The sequence below is a fragment of the Enterococcus sp. HMSC072F02 genome (assembly GCF_001837725.1).
Lineage (GTDB): Bacteria > Bacillota > Bacilli > Lactobacillales > Enterococcaceae > Enterococcus_B > Enterococcus_B lactis.
Map to the genome: position 1 here is coordinate 14,299 of NZ_KV833885.1, position 19,494 is coordinate 33,792.

The 19,494-nt window shown below is 40.4% G+C and carries 21 protein-coding genes and 1 other annotated feature; of the genes, 5 read left to right on the forward strand and 16 right to left on the reverse strand.

What is annotated here, in order from left to right; all coding sequences use genetic code 11:
• Positions 1-30: 30 nt before the first annotated feature.
• From HMPREF2731_RS00450 to infC, 6 genes are all read right to left on the reverse strand, one after another.
• Positions 31-720: a hypothetical protein gene (locus HMPREF2731_RS00450; protein ID WP_002313992.1), complete on the reverse strand. Its 690-nt coding sequence runs from the start codon at positions 718-720 to the stop codon at positions 31-33.
• Complete coding sequence (locus HMPREF2731_RS00455; protein ID WP_002313991.1) at positions 695-2,824, reverse strand: hydantoinase/oxoprolinase family protein; 2,130 nt, start codon at positions 2,822-2,824, stop codon at positions 695-697. The genes HMPREF2731_RS00450 and HMPREF2731_RS00455 overlap by 26 nt, the downstream gene beginning before the upstream one ends.
• Before the next feature lie 47 nt (positions 2,825-2,871).
• Positions 2,872-4,209, reverse strand: coding sequence for a citrate transporter (locus tag HMPREF2731_RS00460; RefSeq protein ID WP_070872060.1), 1,338 nt, complete (start codon positions 4,207-4,209; stop codon positions 2,872-2,874).
• Between the two features lie 251 nt (positions 4,210-4,460).
• Positions 4,461-4,820 carry a 50S ribosomal protein L20 gene (gene rplT / locus HMPREF2731_RS00465; RefSeq protein ID WP_002293355.1) on the reverse strand — a complete coding sequence of 120 codons (360 nt, stop codon included), beginning with the start codon at positions 4,818-4,820 and terminating at the stop codon, positions 4,461-4,463.
• A 52-nt stretch (positions 4,821-4,872) separates the two neighbouring features.
• Positions 4,873-5,073, reverse strand: coding sequence for a 50S ribosomal protein L35 (rpmI, locus tag HMPREF2731_RS00470; protein ID WP_002289309.1), 201 nt, complete (start codon positions 5,071-5,073; stop codon positions 4,873-4,875).
• A 71-nt stretch (positions 5,074-5,144) separates the two neighbouring features.
• On the reverse strand, positions 5,145-5,669 hold the full coding sequence (gene infC / locus HMPREF2731_RS00475) for a translation initiation factor IF-3 (protein ID WP_002293357.1): 525 nt from the start codon (positions 5,667-5,669) through the stop codon (positions 5,145-5,147).
• A 43-nt stretch (positions 5,670-5,712) separates the two neighbouring features.
• Positions 5,713-5,838 (reverse strand) — a sequence feature (ribosomal protein L20 leader region).
• Positions 5,839-5,988: 150 nt separating this feature from the next.
• Here infC and HMPREF2731_RS00480 point away from each other — a divergent pair.
• On the forward strand, positions 5,989-6,621 hold the full coding sequence (locus HMPREF2731_RS00480) for a pentapeptide repeat-containing protein (RefSeq protein WP_002313989.1): 633 nt from the start codon (positions 5,989-5,991) through the stop codon (positions 6,619-6,621).
• 1 nt (position 6,622) lies between these two features.
• Here HMPREF2731_RS00480 and HMPREF2731_RS00485 read toward each other — a convergent pair whose 3' ends face one another.
• Positions 6,623-7,528 (reverse strand): magnesium transporter CorA family protein, encoded by a 906-nt coding sequence (locus HMPREF2731_RS00485; RefSeq protein WP_002313988.1) that lies wholly within the window; start codon positions 7,526-7,528, stop codon positions 6,623-6,625.
• A gap of 84 nt (positions 7,529-7,612) precedes the next feature.
• A complete protein-coding gene (locus HMPREF2731_RS00490) occupies positions 7,613-8,272 on the reverse strand; it encodes a deoxynucleoside kinase (RefSeq protein WP_002316609.1) in 660 nt (219 codons plus the stop codon).
• 315 nt (positions 8,273-8,587) lie between these two features.
• On the opposite strand from HMPREF2731_RS00490, the gene mvk reads away from it, so the two are divergent.
• The 4 genes from mvk to fni are packed head-to-tail and all read left to right on the forward strand — an operon-like array spanning position 8,588 to position 12,652.
• Positions 8,588-9,532: a mevalonate kinase gene (gene mvk / locus HMPREF2731_RS00495; RefSeq protein ID WP_002309722.1), complete on the forward strand. Its 945-nt coding sequence runs from the start codon at positions 8,588-8,590 to the stop codon at positions 9,530-9,532.
• Positions 9,525-10,502, forward strand: coding sequence for a diphosphomevalonate decarboxylase (mvaD, locus tag HMPREF2731_RS00500; protein ID WP_002293367.1), 978 nt, complete (start codon positions 9,525-9,527; stop codon positions 10,500-10,502). The genes mvk and mvaD overlap by 8 nt, the downstream gene beginning before the upstream one ends.
• A gap of 12 nt (positions 10,503-10,514) precedes the next feature.
• Positions 10,515-11,600, forward strand: coding sequence for a phosphomevalonate kinase (locus HMPREF2731_RS00505; protein ID WP_002309723.1), 1,086 nt, complete (start codon positions 10,515-10,517; stop codon positions 11,598-11,600).
• Complete coding sequence (gene fni / locus HMPREF2731_RS00510; RefSeq protein WP_002313987.1) at positions 11,597-12,652, forward strand: type 2 isopentenyl-diphosphate Delta-isomerase; 1,056 nt, start codon at positions 11,597-11,599, stop codon at positions 12,650-12,652. Before HMPREF2731_RS00505 ends, fni begins: the two co-directional genes overlap by 4 nt.
• A gap of 116 nt (positions 12,653-12,768) precedes the next feature.
• Here the strand turns inward: fni and HMPREF2731_RS00515 are convergent, their stop codons facing one another.
• The 8 genes from HMPREF2731_RS00515 to rhaD form a co-directional block, all read right to left on the reverse strand.
• Positions 12,769-13,572, reverse strand: coding sequence for a gluconate 5-dehydrogenase (locus HMPREF2731_RS00515; protein WP_070872061.1), 804 nt, complete (start codon positions 13,570-13,572; stop codon positions 12,769-12,771).
• A 19-nt stretch (positions 13,573-13,591) separates the two neighbouring features.
• Positions 13,592-14,434 (reverse strand): 5-dehydro-4-deoxy-D-glucuronate isomerase, encoded by an 843-nt coding sequence (gene kduI / locus HMPREF2731_RS00520; RefSeq protein WP_002288239.1) that lies wholly within the window; start codon positions 14,432-14,434, stop codon positions 13,592-13,594.
• 15 nt (positions 14,435-14,449) lie between these two features.
• Positions 14,450-15,457: a sugar kinase gene (locus tag HMPREF2731_RS00525; protein WP_002309726.1), complete on the reverse strand. Its 1,008-nt coding sequence runs from the start codon at positions 15,455-15,457 to the stop codon at positions 14,450-14,452.
• A 6-nt stretch (positions 15,458-15,463) separates the two neighbouring features.
• A complete protein-coding gene (locus HMPREF2731_RS00530; protein WP_002320629.1) occupies positions 15,464-16,108 on the reverse strand; it encodes a bifunctional 4-hydroxy-2-oxoglutarate aldolase/2-dehydro-3-deoxy-phosphogluconate aldolase in 645 nt (214 codons plus the stop codon).
• Positions 16,109-16,207: 99 nt separating this feature from the next.
• Entirely contained in the window at positions 16,208-16,966 is a 759-nt protein-coding gene (locus HMPREF2731_RS00535; protein ID WP_002293373.1) for an IclR family transcriptional regulator, read from the reverse strand.
• A gap of 126 nt (positions 16,967-17,092) precedes the next feature.
• The gene (gene fucO, locus HMPREF2731_RS00540; RefSeq protein ID WP_002312462.1) at positions 17,093-18,244 is read right to left on the reverse strand and encodes a lactaldehyde reductase; all 1,152 of its coding nucleotides are present in this window, start codon (positions 18,242-18,244) and stop codon (positions 17,093-17,095) included.
• An 81-nt stretch (positions 18,245-18,325) separates the two neighbouring features.
• Positions 18,326-18,637: an L-rhamnose mutarotase gene (gene rhaM, locus HMPREF2731_RS00545; RefSeq protein ID WP_002293379.1), complete on the reverse strand. Its 312-nt coding sequence runs from the start codon at positions 18,635-18,637 to the stop codon at positions 18,326-18,328.
• 1 nt (position 18,638) lies between these two features.
• Positions 18,639-19,484, reverse strand: coding sequence for a rhamnulose-1-phosphate aldolase (gene rhaD, locus HMPREF2731_RS00550; RefSeq protein WP_002309729.1), 846 nt, complete (start codon positions 19,482-19,484; stop codon positions 18,639-18,641).
• Between the last annotated feature and the right edge of the window lie 10 nt (positions 19,485-19,494).

Genomic DNA, 19,494 nt, shown 5'->3' on the forward strand with positions numbered 1-19,494 from the left:
TTGAAGCTGACCACTTCTGTCACAACCTCTTTATTTGTGAGCGAAATCATACTCCGCACATCTTTTTTCTATTTCTTTTATTTCTTCTAAAATCCCTTGGCTACGGGTTTCATTATATGGCCAAAGCAAGACTGCCTCTAATACATAAGGCGAAAAACGGCTTTGATTCATCTCTTTTGAAAAACTCATCGCTGCTATCTCGCTCAATGCACGAATGGTTGATTGGTGTGTATAAAAAGGCAGCCGCCATAGCACAATTTTTTCGTTTTGCGTATAAATTCCCTTAACAGAAGCTTCAATGTGGTGAAATAGTTCATGTCCAATAATCAAAGCTTGCGCTGTTTCTTTAGAGATCGAAGTAAGTCCTGAACATTTTAATTTTTCTAACGGCTCCGTCATCAATCGGATCCCTTCATCTTCTGCATAAGTTGCAAAAGTGATTCGTTCGTTTATTTGCTCTGATTCACAAGGAACGATTGGAATAGCCATTTGTTCACAAATTTCTCCTACATCGGCAAAAGGGTACTTTTTTTTGATGCTACATGCCGTTTCGATACCACAATCGATTGATTGTGGTATGAGGATTTTCTGCTTGGACAAAGGAATCTTTTTCCAAAACAAATCTCGCTGAAACTGATAGAATCCCCAAATTTCTTCGGGGATCTGTTGTAATTTGTTTAGTAACTCTTCTAACTTATGTTTGTTTGATATTTCCGGCAACGACGATCACTTCTTCCTCTGGTTCCATAGTAGATACTTCCAGATCCATCAAAAGCTGTAGTTGTTCCAGATCCGTCGCTGTAAAATCAGAGACTCTTGCTCCTAAACAGAGATAAAATTCTGGTCGGGCGATCAACTCCGTTTGATAAACTGCCATATCTTCCCAAAGTTGTTCGACTGCTGCCATATAATTGGCTGCAGTTGTTTTCAGACAAGAAGCATGTCCACGTTGGACCTTGATAAATCCTTTTTGGTCGATGATCCGAAGACTTCCAGCATTTTTTGAACGATGCTGTTCGCCGCATACATAAAAGAAAGGTGTATTTTCCAATAAGCAAACTTCATTTTTATTTAATCGCATATCCTCTGCAGCAAGCTCTAGTGCTTCTTCTGTTGTGATCTCCTTGGTTAGATCGGTTGCTTTCACTTCCGTAGAACCAGTAGCGATAGCCGTTACTTTTGAAGTCTGTGGATCGATTTCTACGTGGACTTCGATCGATTCTGGCATAGCACCTGATTCAATCGCCTTATTCATCGCTTCATTTTTCAATGATCGGATATCTTCTTTACTTGGTGAAGGAATGATACGTTCTACAACATCTCGGACCATTGCAAGTGCCACACCAATAGAAGAGATCACTTCAGCATTTTCAGGGATGGAATATTTCACACCCATTTTATTGCTGAAGTAAGTAATCAAAGAGGCAGCGCCGCCCCCTACACCTACAAGAGAAATCTGATCTTTCTCCAAATGATACTTGTCTGCCAATTCTAAAATCACTGGTTCAATCTTAGCATAGGATTTTTCCATGATCTGCTCTGCGATGTCTTCAACCGTCGTATGACAATAGTCTGCTAATGCCTGTATGGCTTTTCGTGCAGATGGGACATTTCCATAAGAAAAATGTTCTTCTTGCACTAATCCAAGGACATTGGCTGCACATGTATTTGTAATAGTCACTTCTTCTCCGTCTTCCATCACTACCTTGACGTAATCAGCAGGGTCTCCTTCTTTAGGAGAGAAAAATTCAACCTTAGGACCTTTGATTTTTTCTGTCTCCGTAAATACTGCATAATCTAAACCGGCAATATGTGCAGAACGTGGACCGACATCGATGATTCCTGACTGATTGGCCCGTACCATCGAACCGCCTGCCACACCTAGAACCCGAACATCTAATGAAGAGATATATGTTGGGTGGCCACCTACAATTGAATAATCGATTGCTGGACGTCCATTTTTAATGACCCCGATATTGGTTGTTGTTCCGCCTACTTCAAAATAAACCCCATTAGACGCTCTCAAGTACATCAAAGAGCCCATGACTGATGCTGCTGGACCGGAAAGCATGGTTAAAACAGGTCGTTTTTTCATTTCATTGATTTCCATTACCCCGCCGTCTCCGCGCATGATCATCAAAGAGACATTGACTCCTGCTTCTCGTACGGAGTCTTCTGTCGATGTTGCCGTATCTAGCATTTTGGGTAAAATAGACGCATTGATCGCTGCTGTCCGAGTTCTTCTTGTCAATCCATATAATTTTGTGATATCAGAAGCCATCGTTGTAGGAATCGATTTTACCGATGCTGCTTCATAAACGACCCGTTCTGGCTCCCCATTATCTACTCCAAATGCCATAGAAGAAACCAAAACTTCCGCTCTTTCTCTTTCTAGAGAAGAAATCGTTTCTGAAACACGGTCTACATTTAAGTGTTTGACAGGTAAGAATGCATTGACGATCTCTATTTTTTTCTTATTCCCTAAATCGATATCGTTCAATCTAGTTTGTCGTTTTGCTAAAAAGCCTTCTAATCCCCCTTTTGCCATACCGATTACACCGACTTTTGCTACGTCCCCTTCAATCAGCGCATTCGTCGCTTGCGTAGTAGAATGTGCAACAAAAACAACGTCTTCTGGACTAATATTATTTTCCCGCAAACAATTTTGAAAAGATTGAACGACTCCTGCAGCTACCCCACGAACATCATCGTGGGTCGTTTTCACTGAAGACTTTCCGATGATTTCATGTGTCGCATTATCAATTGCCACTGCTTTCGTATGCGTACCACCGACATCAATTCCCATTCGCACAAAACGTTTCATTTTCTTTTCCTCCATTCATCTAATCATTTCTATCGACGTTTTGTTTACTAGGCGTTCCCGTACAAGAAGAATGTAATCAAACATAAGATCGCACCGATGATCCAACCAGTTGGGATGGATTTCTTCATGTATTCTCGAGACGTTACTTTTGTATACCCTAATCCCCAAGCGACCCAAGATTGTGTAATATCTAAATGCTGAGGGGCAATCGTTGTGATTGCAAACAATGGGAACAAAAAGGCTGGCGACATTGTTGGGTTTACAGCTAATACAACAGCTAAAATAGCTGATCCTGAACCGACTAGATTCATTGGACCGCGGAAAAATCCTAGTGGTGTCAATATAGCAAATACGATTGCCAAGACTAATGGTGATTGCGGTATCAAGTCTCCGAAAATAGCTGAAAAATAAGGAGAAGCGTACGCAGCTGAGTTATTGAACATCGCTAAGGTCATCAAGAAACCGACCATTGGTGCGACGTCGACTGCACCATCTGTAAATAATTTCGCAAATTGACGACAGATTTCTTTATAACCTCCGCGCAATTTTCCAGTAAACAGCAATGCCCAAATACCTGCTAGAATAAAACCTAAGATGATTGGAAGATCTAACAAAACGACCCCTAAAACTGGTAATAATACGGCTAACCATGAGATCATTGGTGCGTCGTCACCTTCAGCCGGTACGTTTGCTGCCATTGCATAGCGTTTCTTTTTATTCATTGATATATTAGCCACCGTTAGTACAACAACTAAACTTACAACCATCCCAATCATACCGATTTGGAAATAGTCGTTATAAGTGTAACTTTCAGCTGCTGGGTTGAAACCAGCATAAATCGTTTGATACTGTTTGAAGTTGACGATATTAGCAAAGATTCCAGCCATGATCGAGCCCATAAATGAGAACAACGCAACTGGTACTGAGATTCCTAAAGACATCAAGATCGGCAAAACGATGACTGCGATAGAAATCACTGGTCCAATTCCTGTCATCGACATGAATATAACAGCGGTTACAACACACAGCAAACTCATCGTGATTCTTGGTTTGTCCCCTCCAAGTTCGACTACTTTACGAATCAATGTGGCTGCGATTCCGCTATCTACTAGAACACGACCGAAAAAGGCACCAAAGAAGACATTTACCAAGATCGATTTCGCGTACTCAGCAGGTCCAGTCGTATAGATATGCGTCAATACATCGATTACTCCTTGCCCTTCCATCGCCGGGTTCGGCGAAAACGTGTTTCCCACTAGTGCTAATCCCATCCATACAGTCGCCATGATGGCAAAACCGACCATCAAGTTGTAGCCCTTTACACAGTACCAGACCATGAAAAAGAATGAGATAACTAACAAAATACCAATAATAATATCACTCATGTTATTCCTCCGTCCATTTTATTTTTCTGATAAACAAACTAATATATCAGTTAAGTTCATTCTAGCTTATGTAGTTAGCGCTTTCATTAGAGGATGACCATAAATGTTCGGATTTCAATTAAAAAACCTTAATTATGCTATTTTAGACTTATACGTTGTTATCCCGTTTTCTATGGTGAAGAATTGGAAACAAAAAAAGAGGAAAGAACATAACTTTTCGTTATCTTCTTTCCTCTTTATAATTGTTTAGCTTATTTAGCCAAAGCGTCTTTTGCTTGGTCAGCCAATGCAGTAAATGCTGCTGCATCGTTTACAGCCAAGTCAGCTAACATTTTACGGTTGATGTCGATTTCAGCAACTTTCAAACCGTGCATTAATTTTGAGTAGCTCAAGCCATTCATACGAGCTGCTGCGTTGATACGAGCAATCCACAATTTACGGAAGTCGCGTTTCTTTTGACGACGATCACGATATGCGTAGTTGTATGAATTCATTACTTGTTCTTTTGCTGTTTTAAATAAAGTGTGTTTTGAACCGTAGTAACCTTTTGCTAATTTTAGCACTCTTTTACGACGTTTACGAGTTACTGTTCCACCTTTAACACGTGCCATGTATAATTCCTCCTAATAAAAATAAATCTTCAGATTCTGTTATTTGTACTTCTTATTTCATTTTTGCTAGTTGTTGGCGAATACGCTTGAAGTCGCCACTAGAAACCATGCTTGCTTTACGCAATTGACGGCGTTGTTTTTTTGTTTTGCCGTGGAAACGGTGACTTGTAAACGCGCGGAAGCGTTTCAATCCGCCTTTACCAGTACGTTTGAAACGTTTTGCTGATCCGCGGTGTGTTTTTTGTTTTGGCATGACTATATTTCCTCCTCAAAATCTTTCGTTATCCGACTATCGGCTGTCCAACAGCCAGTTAGTCATTCAAATTACTTACTGTCGTTTTTCGGTGCCAGCGTCAAGAACATGCTGCGTCCGTCCATTTTCGCTTTTTGTTCCACTGTTGCAATATCAGCAGTTTCTTCAGCTAAGCGATTCAAGACTTTTTGACCAATTTCTTTATGGGTAATGGCACGGCCTTTGAAACGGATAGAAGCTTTCACTTTATCGCCCTTTTCCAAGAACTTACGTGCATTACGAAGTTTTGTATTGAAGTCATTCAAGTCGATCGTAGGACTTAAGCGAACTTCTTTTACATTGATCACTTTTTGTTTTTTACGCGCTTCGCGGTCTTTCTTTTGTTGTTCGAAACGGTATTTACCGTAGTCCATGATTCGCGCAACTGGTGGTTTCGCACCAGGGGCAACTAACACAAGATCCAAGTTTGCTTGTTCTGCAATATTCAATGCTTCTGCTTTTGTCTTAACTCCTAATTGCTCACCATCTGAACCGATCAATCGTAACTCTCGTGCACGAATGCCGTCGTTAACCATCATATCCTTTGCTATGGTCATTCACCTCCAAATATTATGAGAGAAAGAAAAGCTTACCGAATAAACGGCAATAAAAAAACGAGTTCTCTTACAGAACCCGCGCGTACTTCACCTAATAGAACCAGTGAAAACTATCTAGCCCAGTGACATTATCAACTAAGGCGAGAAGCGGGTGCTTCTGCTTTTATTTCTCAACCATCATAGTATAGCAAAAACCAATCCTTATGTCAATGTTTTTCATACAGTTTTTCTTCCTTTTCTGAAAATGATTGGTCTAGCAGACTTTCTAGCAGTGACTCCCACTTCTTTGCTATACTAAAGAAAAACGAGGTGAATTCACATGAAAAAAATCGAACCTATCCCACCTTCTCTTCCTCCTCTGACAAAAGGAGATTTTTATTTAGAAGATGAAGAAATCCTCTCTGGTCTTCTGGTCAATGGAGGTGATCAAAGCTATCTTGATGCTAAAAATATGGTATTAAGAGAGAGTCATGTCCAAAAACTGACCATGCAAAAAACAGCTTTACGTCATTTTGAATGCAGTAATGTCATTTTTGAAAAGTGTGATTTTTCCAATCTGGAGTGGATTGGTGGCAGTTTCCACCAAGTCGTGTTTCATCAATGTAAATTAACAGGTACGAATTTTGCCGAAAGTTATCTTAGAGACTGCACTTTCACTGACTGCATTGCTTCGATGTCTTCCTTTAGCAGCACAAACTTGAAAGCCGTATCCTTCGATCATTGCCAGTTAGAAGACAGCGAATTTTATGAGGTCACTTGGAAAAATCTTTTTTTGTCTGACAATCAGTTAACTGGTTCGAATTGGTTCCGAACTTCTCTGAAGGGATTAGACTTTACGACTAATTTCTTCACTACCATTGCTTTATCTCAAGATTATTTGGCAGGACTGATTGTCAACCAGGAGCAAGCACTTGTGATTGCTCAAGCTCTTGGTTTGCAGATCAAAGACTAGATCAACGAATCCGCCTCCATAGTGCAATGAGCATCCAAACAGATAAAACCAGACTGATGATCAAGGCGATTCCCCATCCGAAAACGGAATGGGTAAATGGTAGCTTAAGATTCATCCCGAAAAATCCTGTCACAATAGTCGGTACAGTCAAGATCAGCGACCAGACAGTCAAAAACTTCATCGTGTCATTCAAATTATTATTCAGCAAATTATTATAAGTGCCAGAAAGCTGATCTAAAATCTGCGAAGCTAAGTTCGTCATTTCAACTGCTTGTCGTGCTTCGATCAGTGCATCGTCCAACTCTTCCTTTTCCTTTTCTGACAACTTGCGATAAATGGCCAATGCCTTGATTTGTTCCAAAAGTACTACATTTTGTTTTGTTCCTGTAACTAAGTAAACCAAACCAATCTCTAAATCTGAAAGTTGCAGTAGATTCTTGTTTGTTGTTTTTTCCCTTAACTTTAGGTTGAGCCGTTGACGTTCGCTATTTACTTCCTCGATTAAAGGAAAAAAGGAATCAGAAATTAAAAATAATGTACGAAACAATAAACTGTATACACTCATGTCTGGCATTCGCTCCAAAAGTGATCGAATCAGTCGAATCACATACTCGGTATTCGGCGTGGTAAATGTAAACAAACCATCTTCTTTTAAAATAAAAGCGATAGGGCTAGTTTCGTAATGATTATCGACTTTTTGTTGGTGTGGGACATTTGATACAAGTAGTAACGCTTCATCAAAAGAGTCATATTCTACGCGCGCCCGCTCATTTTTATCTAGAGAATAAGTCAGCATCTCATCGCTGATGCCATATTCTTCTTTTAAATTTTTAACAGCTAGCACATCATCTTGCTGTATATTGATCCAAAAATTACGTTCTTGATTAAAATAGTGTTTTTCCCGCATACTCCATCCTCCTGATATTTGTTTCTAGTATAAAGAAAAAAGCTACTCAAATAAAGGAGCATCCTTTTTTTGAGTAGCTTTATATCAAATGGCTAATTCAGTTTGGCGGATTTCTGCTAATTTTTCTTCGATCATTTTCAAGACTTCTTCTTTTGCTTGAGAATCTTCCACAAAATTATAGCGATCTCCATCGATTTGGATTTTTGGACTTTCTTTGTATTCTTCATACCATTGATCATACCGTCTGTTCAATTCTTTGTAATAATCGTACAGACTTGGGTCAAAGGACAATTGTTCATATGAACGACCACGTTTCTCGATCCGTTCTAGCATCGTATCAAATGATACACGAATATGAACTAATAAATCCGGGTGTTTTTTATGGGCAGCATAGGGCAGCTCTTCCATCATGTTTTCCAGAAGTTCATCATACACACGAACTTCCGTTTCCGTCGCTCTTCCTAGATCTGCATTTAGATGGAAAAGCAGCGAATCTTCATAAATCGAACGGTCCAATACATTATTGTCATCTTTCATTGCTTGTTTGATGCTTGCAAAACGTTTATTCAAAAAATAAATTTGCAGCAAAAAAGCATACTGTTCAGGGTTTGCATAAAATAAGGGCAAGACTTCATTATCATCAATTGATTCATAAAATGCCTGACTATCAAAGTGTTCAGCCATCATTTCTGTCAAACTTGATTTTCCGGCACCAATTGTACCTGCTAAAACGATCACGCTCATTTACCTCCAGCTCACTTCATCACTAAATATTGTGTTTAACTCCAACCTTTTTAAATATACCCCCAATATCTAGTAGTGTCAATCGTATTTTTTTCTAGTCAAAAAAGTAAAAAGGTCAAAAAATTCTTAAGAAAAAAGGGTTTTTCCTTTAGAAAACGTATTCTTAGTTTTACTTCTGGGATGATTTTAGTAAAATAAAGAAGGAATGTTTTTTGAGACCCTTAGCGGACAAAAAATTTCGTGAAGCAGCGCAACTCGTTTTGGGCGCTTTATTTTTTGCTTAAAAATCACTTTTACGTGAGAAGGAGTTAGATTATGGCAAACTATGGCCAAGGAGAATCAAGCGGAAAGATTATCTTGATGGGCGAGCACGCGGTTGTTTATGGAGAACCGGCGATTGCCTTTCCTTTTTATGCAACAAAAGTCACCGCATTCCTTGAAGAGCTGGATGCAATGGACGATCAATTGGTTTCTTCCTACTATTCAGGAAATTTAGCCGAAGCTCCTCATACATTAAAAAATATCAAAAAATTATTCATCCATTTAAAAAAAGAGCATGATATCCATAAAAACTTGCAACTAACCATCGAAAGCACGATTCCTGCTGAACGTGGAATGGGATCAAGTGCTGCGGTCGCCACAGCAGTCACTCGTGCTTTTTATGATTACTTAGCACTCCCTTTGTCTCGTGAAATACTATTAGAGAATGTACAACTTTCGGAAAAAATCGCACATGGTAATCCTAGTGGGATCGATGCAGCCGCTACTAGCAGCTTGCAGCCAATTTATTTTACAAAAGGGCATCCTTTTGATTATTTTTCTTTGAATATTGATGCTTTTTTGATTGTCGCTGATACAGGAATCAAAGGACAAACAAGAGAAGCCGTCAAAGATGTCGCTCACCTGTTTGAAAGACAACCACATGAAACTGGACAAATGATTCAAAAATTAGGATACTTGACAAAGCAAGCGAAGCAAGCAATCATTGAAAATTCACCAGGAATGTTAGCTCAAACAATGGATGAATCACAATCACTTCTGGAAAAACTGACGATCAGCAACGATTTCCTTGATTTACTGATCCAAACAGCTAAAGATACCGGTGCATTAGGGGCTAAATTAACTGGCGGCGGACGCGGTGGCTGCATGATTGCATTAGCACAAACAAAAACAAAAGCCCAAGAAATCAGTCAAGCACTTGAAGATGTGGGTGCGGCTGAAACTTGGATACAAGGATTAGGAGTACATACCTATGTTTAAAGGCAAAGCACGCGCATATACCAACATTGCCCTAATCAAATATTGGGGTAAGAAAAATGAAGCACTCATCCTTCCGATGAACAACAGTCTTTCGTTGACATTGGATGCATTTTATACCGAAACAGAAGTTATCTTTTCTGATAGCTATATAGCAGATGAATTCTATCTAGATGACACCTTGCAAGACGAAAAAGCAACAAAAAAAGTTAGTCAGTTTCTTGACCTTTTTCGTAAAGAAGCCGGCATCTCACTAAAAGCTTCAGTAATCAGTCAGAATTTCGTTCCTACCGCAGCCGGATTAGCATCCTCTGCTAGCGGGCTAGCTGCTTTAGCAGGCGCTTGTAATACTGCCCTTAAGCTTGGATTAGACGATCTTTCTCTTTCAAGATTTGCTCGACGCGGGTCTGGTTCAGCTTGCCGAAGTATTTTTGGTGGTTTCGTCGAATGGGAAAAAGGTCATGATGACTTAAGCTCTTATGCCAAACCAGTCCCTTCTGATTCTTTCGAAGACGATCTAGCAATGGTTTTCATTTTGATCAACGATCAGAAAAAAGAAGTGTCTAGCAGAAATGGGATGCGTCGGACAGTCGAAACATCCAGTTTTTATCAAGGCTGGTTAGATTCCGTTGAAGGGGATCTATATCAATTGAAACAAGCAATCAAAACAAAAGATTTCCAACTTCTCGGAGAAACGATGGAAAGAAACGGACTAAAAATGCACGGAACGACTTTAGCTGCCCAACCACCTTTCACTTACTGGTCTCCTGACAGCTTAAAAGCGATGGATGCGGTGCGGCAATTGAGAAAGCAAGGCATTCCATGCTACTTTACGATGGATGCTGGCCCTAATGTCAAAGTTTTAGTGGAAAACAGCCATTTATCTGAGGTACAAGAAACATTTACTAAATTATTTAGCAAAGAACAAGTAATTACTGCCCACGCTGGTCCAGGAATTGCGATTATTGAATAAAGGGAGATTTTTATGATTGAAGTATCTGCACCAGGCAAACTCTATATTGCCGGAGAATATGCAGTTGTTGAAACAGGTCATCCGGCAGTTATCGCTGCAGTCGATCAATTCGTGACAGTCACTGTAGAGTCCGCACGAAAAGTCGGAAGTATCCAATCTGCACAATATAGCGGGATGCCTGTACGTTGGACAAGACGTAACGGGGAATTAGTTTTAGATATTCGGGAAAATCCTTTTCATTATATCCTTGCTGCTATTCGATTGACTGAAAAGTATGCACAAGAAAAAAACATTCTTTTATCCTTTTATGATCTGAAAGTAACAAGCGAGCTAGACAGTTCAAATGGTCGGAAATACGGATTAGGTTCTAGCGGCGCTGTTACTGTTGCAACGGTCAAAGCCTTGAATGTTTTTTACGCATTGAATTTATCTCAGCTAGAGATTTTCAAGATCGCAGCACTCGCTAATTTAGCAGTTCAAGATAATGGTTCTTGCGGCGACATCGCTGCTAGCTGTTATGGTGGCTGGATCGCCTTCTCGACCTTCGACCATCCTTGGCTCCAAGAACAAGAAACTCAGCATTCCATCAGTCAGTTACTTGCCATGGATTGGCCAGGTCTCTCAATTGAGCCATTGATTGCTCCTGAAGATCTACGTTTATTGATTGGTTGGACGGGTAGCCCTGCCTCTACCTCTGATTTGGTCGATCAAGTTCACCGTTCGAGAGAAGATAAAATGGTGGCTTATCAGCTTTTCTTAAAAAACAGTACAGAATGCGTCAACGAAATGATCAAAGGATTTAAAGAAGATAATGTTACGTTGATCCAACAGATGATTCGAAAAAACCGACAATTACTGCATGATTTATCGGCTATCACCGGGGTTGTTATCGAAACACCTGCTTTGAATAAATTATGTAATTTAGCTGAACAGTATGAAGGGGCTGCAAAGTCTTCCGGTGCAGGTGGTGGGGATTGCGGCATCGTAATCGTTGATCAGAAATCTGGCATCCTTCCTTTAATGAGTGCATGGGAAAAAGCAGAAATCACCCCCCTACCGTTACATGTCTATAGCGATCAAAGAAAGGAAAACCGATGAATCGAAAAGATGAACATGTTTCACTAGCTAAAGCCTTTCATGATAAGCAAAAAAATGAATTTGATTTCGTACGGGTCATTCATAACCCTTTGCCGCAAACAGCAGTTGCTGATGTCGATCTAAGTACACAAGCAGCTGGGTTTACACTAAGCAGCCCGTTTTATATCAATGCGATGACTGGCGGAAGCGAAAAAACAAAAAAAATCAATCAAGACCTTGCAATCATCGCAAGAGAAGCAGATTTGATGATTGCCACTGGTTCAGTCAGCGCTGCCTTGAAGGACCCTTCTTTAGCCGATACTTATACAATTATGCGACAAGAATATCCTCACGGGAAAATCATTGCCAACATCGGTGCAGGAACTTCTGTCGAAAGAGCCCAAGAAGCTATCCGATTGTTTCACGCAGATGCCTTACAGATTCATTTGAATGCACCTCAAGAGTTGGTCATGCCTGAGGGAGACCGTGATTTTACTAACTGGAAAGCACTTATCCAAGAGATTCAAACAGCCATTGACGTTCCCCTTATCGTAAAAGAAGTCGGGTTTGGCATGACAAGAGAAACAATCAATGATTTAGCTTCTTTAGGGGTTCATACAGTTGATATCAGCGGTCGAAGTGGGACAAGTTTCACCCAGATTGAAAACGCCCGTCGCTCCAAGCGAGAACTGAATTATCTAGCTGATTGGGGGCAATCGACAGTCGCCTCATTGCTTGAAGCAAATGAAGCAGACACTTCTATGGAAATCCTAGCCTCCGGAGGTATCCGCAATGCCTATGATATATTTAAAGCCCTTTGTCTCGGCGCAAAAGCAGTGGGCACTTCAGGAACTGTATTGACTCATCTGATGAATCATGGCGTGGAAGAAACCATTATGCTGATGAAACAATGGCAAGAGGAACTTCGTCTGCTTTATACCATGGTCGGCGCAACGAATACCGCGTCCCTCCACCAACAATCTCTCATCTTTTCCGGTCCAGTGAAGGATTGGTGTGAAGCAAGAGGGATCCACTTAGTGAAGTATGGAAGACGCACAGAAAAAGGAGTATGACTGATTTACGTCATACTCCTTTTTTTGGATAAATGATATTTAATCAGCTGTCCTTCGGTATTCGTTCAAGCTGCTGATTTCATAACCTCTCCACTAAATAGTGTACTAAACCTCGTTTAAGGTTGTTTTCCGATATAGGCAAGTATGCCGCCGTCTACATACAAGACATGACCGTTAACGAAATCCGATGCGCTAGAAGCCAAGAAGACAGATGGTCCAGCCAAATCGATTGGCTCGCCCCAACGTGCTGCTGGCGTACGTCCAACGATAAATTGATCGAATGGATGACGTTCACCGTTTTCTTGTGTTTCGCGTAATGGGGCAGTTTGTGGTGTAGCAATATAACCTGGTCCAATTCCATTACATTGGATATTGTATTGACCGTATTCAGAAGCGATGTTTTTCGTTAGCATTTTTAATCCGCCTTTTGCCGCAGCATAAGCACTGACCGTTTCGCGTCCTAATTCACTCATCATAGAACAGATATTGATGATTTTACCGCCGCCTTTTTCGATCATATCTGGAATAACTGCTTTTGAAACGATAAATGGAGCATTTAAATCCACGTCGATCACTTGACGGAAGTCAGCCGCATCCATTTCGATCATCGGTGTCCGTTTGATGATCCCTGCATTATTGACTAAAATATCAACTGAACCTACATCTTCTTTGATTTGCTGAACCATCGCTTGAACCGCATCTTCATCAGTTACATCGCAGACATAACCTTTTGCATCGATGCCCGCTTCTTTATAATGCGCTATACCTTCATCAACTGATTCTTGATTCAAGTTATTAAATACGATTTTTGCCCCTGCTGTAGCTAAAGAGCGTGCAATCTCAAATCCAATACCATAGACGGCACCGGTGACTAATGCTACTTTTCCATCTAAACGAAACATATCCATATTAAATTCCATCATTTTCTCTCCCTTATGCTTATTTTAATTGATCCATTTGCACCATATCCATGTCTGTATAGGTGATGTTTTCTCCGCACATTGCCCAGATGAATGAGTAATTGCTTGTACCTACACCTGAATGGATCGACCAGCTTGGTGAAATAATAGCTTGTTCATTGTCTACGACTAAATGTTTTGTTTCATCTGGTTTGCCCATCATGTGGAACACACGTGTATCTTCATTGGCATAATCAAAGTAGACATAAGCTTCCATACGACGTTCATGTGTATGACAAGGCATCGTATTCCAAGCACTTCCTGGTTCTAAAATCGTATAACCCATTTGTAATTGACAGCTTTCGCATACATTTGGATGGATGTATTGATAGATTTTACGTTCATTCAATGTCAGACCTTCACCAGTTTCCATTGGTTTTACTTGGTCAATACTGATTTTTACATTTGGATATTTATGATGTGCTGGAACAGAACTAATATAGAATTTAGCTGGGTTTTCAGCATCTTGAGAAGAAAATACGACATGTCGTGTTTCTTTTCCGATATAATAGCCGTCTTGTTTTTTCATTTCTTCTTTTTGCCCATCGATTTCGATGAATCCTGGTCCACCGATATTGATCACACCTAGTTCGCGACGTTCTAAGAAGTAATCGACACCTAGTTCTTTGTCTAATGTGATTTCTAATTCTTTTTCAGTAGGTGTCACGCCACCAAAGATCATTCGATCGTTGTGTGTATAAGTCAAACTGATTTTTCCTGGTTCGAATACCTTTTCTACTAAAAACTCTTTTCTCAATTGTTCCGTTGAATAATGACGGATATCTTCTGGACTGTGTGTATAACGTGTTTCCATTTCTTGCATTTTCTTCTACTCCTTCTATCGAATGATTTTTCCAGAGCCGCATGCTAAAAATTGTGCGACTTCTTCTTGACTGAATTGGTTGCAGTCCCCATGGATCGTATGCTTCAAGGCAGAAGCTGCCGTAGCAAAATCAATGATTTCTTGCGGGGGCATATTGGATAAAATCCCATGGAGCACGCCACCTGCAAAAGCATCTCCGCCACCTACTCGATCCACGATTGGGGTGATTCTATGGACTTGGGATTCCACATATTCATGGTTCATCCACAATGTCCCCTTCAATTCATTTTCACTTGCTGAATGAACGGTACGTTTGGTCGAATAAAACACCTGAATATTCGGGAACTTTTCCTGCATTTTTTGATAATAATAAATCAGCGGTTGTTCTTCTGCTTCTGGTGCTTTCTCGATACCTAACAAATAAAGAGCATCCATTTTTCCAGCTGAACAGATATCTACTAAAGGTAAAAGCTGATGGATTACTTCGCTGGCTTCTTTCTGTGTCCATAATTTCCCGCGATAATTGATATCGAAGCTGATCAGGCAGCCAGCTTTTTTTGCAACTTCTATCACTTGTTTCGTCATTTTTTGCCATTTTTTAGACAAAGCTGGGGTGATCCCTGAAACATGAAATATATCTATTCCTTGGAATAACTCCTCTAGCGACCATTCCAAATGATCCATTTCAGCAAAGCTTGATCCGGCACGATCATAGATCACTGAGGCGGCGCGTTCGCCACTACCAGTTTCCATATAATAAGTACCTAGTCTTGGCCCGCCAGATAATACTTGTTTCGTATCTACTCCATAGCATTGCAAGTGCTTTTTGACTGCTTTTCCCAATGCGTTATCAGGTACTTTGGTAGCAAAAACCGCGTCATGTCCGTAATTAGCTAAAGAAATTGCTACGTTTGCTTCCCCTCCGCCATAATGGGCAGCGAATCGTTCACTTGAATCGATGCGGGTTCCCTGTTCTGTGGACAATCGCAACATGATTTCTCCAAGTGTCACTACTTTTCCCATAAGCAGCTACCTCTTGATTTCTTTCATTTTTGCTGCATACTGTTGCGCGACTTCCGTTACTTTGTCAAAATCTCCTGTAGCTGCAGGTGCTAAAAGGTTCCCACCTACTCCGACTGTTACGACACCCGCATCGAACCACTCTTTCATATTGTCCAGACTCACACCACCAGTTGGCATGATATTGACTTGAGGCATCGGTGCCTTGAAGGCAGAAATGATACTTGGTCCATAAGCGCTTCCAGGAAATAGTTTGACGATATCTACCCCGCTTTTCAGCGCTGTTTTGATTTCGGTAATCGTCATACATCCTGGTAAGTAAGGGATTTGATACAGATTGCACATCTCTGCCGTTTCTTGATCAAAGGAAGGGCTAACAATATACTCTGCGCCAGCTAAGATAGCCAAGCGAGCTGTGACAGCGTCTAATACTGTACCTGCGCCAATCACTATTTCTGGTTGATTTTTGTAGAATGACAAAAGTTCTTTGATTACTTGATCCGCTTGAGGGACTGTAAAAGTCAACTCAATACCAGTTAGACCACCTTTGATGATTGCGTGGCAAGCATTCAAAGCTTCTTCTTTACTTTTTCCGCGTACCACCGCAATCACTCCGGCGTTTTTCAATCGAGATAAAATATCAATTTTTTTCATCTTCTCCACCTATTTCCTATTTAGAAATTTTATTTTATAACTTGGAAATCTATACCCATATTATACGGCAGAAAAGAAAAAATGCAAACGCTTTTTTCGTTATTTTTGAATTCTTTGCTCGATTTCGCTTTTTGTTTGCTTGAGGGCACTGATTATTTGTTCTTTTGTCTCATCTGTTAAACGATATTTCGGCATACTTACACTAAATGCACCAATGATTTGTTCGTTTTTCACGATTGAAGCTCCTATACAAAAAATATCACGTTCGATTTCTTCATCGTCAAATGCGACGTGGGTTTCTTTTACCGTTTGGATTTCCTTTTTCAAACGCAAGGCATTGGTAATCGTGTACTCCGTGTAAGGAATCAACGGATGTTTTTCAAGATAATCAGTGTACTGCTCTTCACTGAATTCTGCTAATACGGCTTTACCCATCGCAGAATTGTATAATGGTCGGGTGATTCCGATTTTTGAAGACATACGGATCGTTTGATGTTTTGGATCTAGTTTGTTCACGTACAAAATCTCATTGTTGTCCAATACCCCTAAGTGGATAGTCTCATCGATCTTTTGCTGCAACTGTTCTAAAAATGGTAAAGTCAGTTCTACCAAATCGATTTGTTCAATGTTTTTATTCGCGTAGCGAATAAGCTTTGCACCTAAACGATAATTTTTCTCTGAATTTTTATTTACATAGCCGATCATCAGTAAAGTATCTAGTATTTTCAAGACTGTAGAAGAAGTCATTCCCACACCCTTTGCGATTGTCTGCAAAGAGATGTCTGGATTTTCTGCTAAATAGTCTAGTATTTTAGAAGCTTTGATCAATACAGTTCCATAAGGTTTTTTATTTTCCATATAATATTCTCCTATTTCTTTATAAGAAAAATTATAGCGGAAATATCATCAATTTAAAAGAGAGAACCGGATACAAACTGCTATTTCTCTTTATAGGCAACTCAAAGTTAAAGATCCGCTTCGTTTTTACATCAAGCTTTGATACAAGGCAATGATTTCTTCTACTGTCGTTTCTCTTGGATTTCCTGGTGTACATACATCTCGCAAAGCATCTTCTGCAATTGCTGGGATATCCGTTTCTTTTACACCTAACTCAGAAATGGTCGCTGGGATTCCAACCGCTTTGCTCAATCGATCGATCTCACCGCAAGCTGCATCTCTTACATCTTCTAAAGACATTTCAGCTGCTCCTTTGATCCCTAGCACAAGAGCGATTTCACGGTATTTTTCTCCAGTATATTCTTTGTTATATTTCATGACCGTTGGCAAGAGCGCTGCACACGCTACACCATGCGGGATGTTGTACCATGCACTTAACGGATGAGCCATCCCATGTACCAGTCCTAAACCTACATTTGAGAAGCCCATTCCTGCAATATATTGTCCTAATGCCATTTTTTCTCGTCCATTTTGATCACCCTCTACAGAAGCTTCCAAAGAATGACCAATGATTTCAATTGCTTTCAAATGCAGCATATCAGTCATTTCCCAAGCGCCTTTTGTGATCAACCCTTCGATAGCATGCGTCATAGCATCCATCCCTGTTGACGCAGCCAATTTTTTTGGCATTCCCATCATCATGTCACTGTCGATGAACGCAACGATTGGGATATCATGAGGATCGACACAGACGAATTTTCGGTGATTTGCTTCATCTGTGATGACGTAGTTGATCGTTACCTCTGCTGCTGTCCCAGAAGTCGTTGGTACAGCTAAGATAGGTAAACATGGATTTTTTGTATCAGCAACACCTTCTAAGCTGATAACATCTGAAAACTCTGGATTCGTCAAAATAATCCCAATGGCTTTTGCCGTATCGATTGGCGAACCTCCACCGATTGCGATCAAACAGTCTGCCTCTGCCTCTTTAACAAAAGCCACTCCGTCTTTTACATTTTGGATTGTTGGGTTAGGTACGATCCCGTCGTATAAAGCATAATCGATTGCTGCATTATCCAAAAGCTTTGTTACTTTTGTCGCTATGCCATGTTCGATCAATCCTTTATCAGTAATGACAGCTGCTTTGCTGAATCCTCGCTGCTGAAATTCGGGAACGATTGACTCAATCGCTCCTTTTCCAAAATACGATGTTTCATTTAAAATCATTCGATTACTCATTTTCTATTCCTCCTAATTTGCGTTATTTTTCACAATGAAAACGAAAGAATCTCAAGCAACCGGTTGCCCAGTTGCTTGTTTCTACAGTTCAAAGACTGGTGTCAATTCACGGCTGACTGGGGAGGCATCTGGATTTGTTTCCATGATATCTTCCATGTATTTCCACCATTTTTGATTGATCGGTGTATTTGCCATTTTTCCCCATAACTCTTCATCCTCGACCACTAAGTAACCAAATAATAAACTTGTACTCGGATCAAGATAGATCGAATAGTCGATGACCCCATGTTCACGAAGTGCTGTGCGCATCTCTGGCCAAAGTTCATCATGTCTTTTTTTGTATTCTTCTTGTTTTTCTGGGTAAACTTTCATGCAAAAGGCTTTTTTCACCATGTCAGACCCCTACTTTCGTATGAACTTCCTCCAAATAACCTGCTTTCGGAGTAACACCAAACGCATCTGCTAAACGCCACAAATTCTCATCTGTGATTGTTTGCAAGATTGGTCCTTGCGCTTTGACGTACGTATAGACTTCTGCTGCCTTTTCTGCTGTCTCGATCAAACCAAAGACTTCATCCATGTCTTTTCCTGACCCGTAGATTCCATGTTGCGGCCATAAAACCAATCGAGTTTCTTTCATTTTTTCAGCTGTTGCTTCTCCAATCTCATTTGTTCCCGGAACCATCCACGGAATGATGGAAATCCCTTCTGGAAAAACAACTAAACATTCCGTACACATTTGCCACAGCGTACGACTAAAGGAACGTTCGTCTAATTCATGCGTAAAGCTCATCGCTAATAAATGGCTAGCATGGCAATGCATAACGATCCGATTATCTGGGTCTACTTCTAAACGGGCGATATGACTCATAAAATGACTTGGCAACTCGCTTGTAGGAAGGCAGCCATTTTCTAACCCCCACAAAAGCTCTAATGTTTTGCCATCTTCGGCAACTCGAACGATTCCAAGGTTTTCGGCAGGTTCGCTCGCTACATTTTTAAAATATCTTCCTGAACCAGTTACAATAAAATAACATCCTGCTAAACGGCTGGCATCAAAAATCATCGAGATGCGACGGGTCACTTTTTCAGGATCCAAGAACGGTGTGATTTCTTCTTCTTTGAGTAAATAAGAAATATTCCCGCCATTTCGTTCATCCCAACCCAAGCGATAAAGATTCGATGTCGTTTCAATCATTTCTTTCACATAAGGCGCTTGTAAAATATCTATTTTTTTCAATATAGCCACA

Bases quoted from the DNA above. Each gene is read 5' to 3' on its own strand.
- HMPREF2731_RS00515 (WP_070872061.1), bottom strand. From the start codon at position 13,572: ATGGAATTTAATATGGATATGTTTCGTTTAGATGGAAAAGTAGCATTA.
- mvaD (WP_002293367.1), top strand. From the start codon at position 9,525: ATGTTTAAAGGCAAAGCACGCGCATATACCAACATTGCCCTAATCAAA.
- mvk (WP_002309722.1), top strand. From the start codon at position 8,588: ATGGCAAACTATGGCCAAGGAGAATCAAGCGGAAAGATTATCTTGATG.
- HMPREF2731_RS00460 (WP_070872060.1), bottom strand. From the start codon at position 4,209: ATGAGTGATATTATTATTGGTATTTTGTTAGTTATCTCATTCTTTTTC.
- kduI (WP_002288239.1), bottom strand. From the start codon at position 14,434: ATGCAAGAAATGGAAACACGTTATACACACAGTCCAGAAGATATCCGT.
- HMPREF2731_RS00485 (WP_002313988.1), bottom strand. From the start codon at position 7,528: ATGCGGGAAAAACACTATTTTAATCAAGAACGTAATTTTTGGATCAAT.
- HMPREF2731_RS00455 (WP_002313991.1), bottom strand. From the start codon at position 2,824: ATGAAACGTTTTGTGCGAATGGGAATTGATGTCGGTGGTACGCATACG.
- HMPREF2731_RS00530 (WP_002320629.1), bottom strand. From the start codon at position 16,108: ATGAAAAAAATTGATATTTTATCTCGATTGAAAAACGCCGGAGTGATT.
- fni (WP_002313987.1), top strand. From the start codon at position 11,597: ATGAATCGAAAAGATGAACATGTTTCACTAGCTAAAGCCTTTCATGAT.
- rhaM (WP_002293379.1), bottom strand. From the start codon at position 18,637: ATGGTGAAAAAAGCCTTTTGCATGAAAGTTTACCCAGAAAAACAAGAA.
- HMPREF2731_RS00490 (WP_002316609.1), bottom strand. From the start codon at position 8,272: ATGAGCGTGATCGTTTTAGCAGGTACAATTGGTGCCGGAAAATCAAGT.
- HMPREF2731_RS00535 (WP_002293373.1), bottom strand. From the start codon at position 16,966: ATGGAAAATAAAAAACCTTATGGAACTGTATTGATCAAAGCTTCTAAA.
- fucO (WP_002312462.1), bottom strand. From the start codon at position 18,244: ATGAGTAATCGAATGATTTTAAATGAAACATCGTATTTTGGAAAAGGA.
- rpmI (WP_002289309.1), bottom strand. From the start codon at position 5,073: ATGCCAAAACAAAAAACACACCGCGGATCAGCAAAACGTTTCAAACGT.
- HMPREF2731_RS00505 (WP_002309723.1), top strand. From the start codon at position 10,515: ATGATTGAAGTATCTGCACCAGGCAAACTCTATATTGCCGGAGAATAT.
- rplT (WP_002293355.1), bottom strand. From the start codon at position 4,820: ATGGCACGTGTTAAAGGTGGAACAGTAACTCGTAAACGTCGTAAAAGA.
- HMPREF2731_RS00480 (WP_002313989.1), top strand. From the start codon at position 5,989: ATGAAAAAAATCGAACCTATCCCACCTTCTCTTCCTCCTCTGACAAAA.
- HMPREF2731_RS00525 (WP_002309726.1), bottom strand. From the start codon at position 15,457: ATGGGAAAAGTAGTGACACTTGGAGAAATCATGTTGCGATTGTCCACA.
- infC (WP_002293357.1), bottom strand. From the start codon at position 5,669: ATGACCATAGCAAAGGATATGATGGTTAACGACGGCATTCGTGCACGA.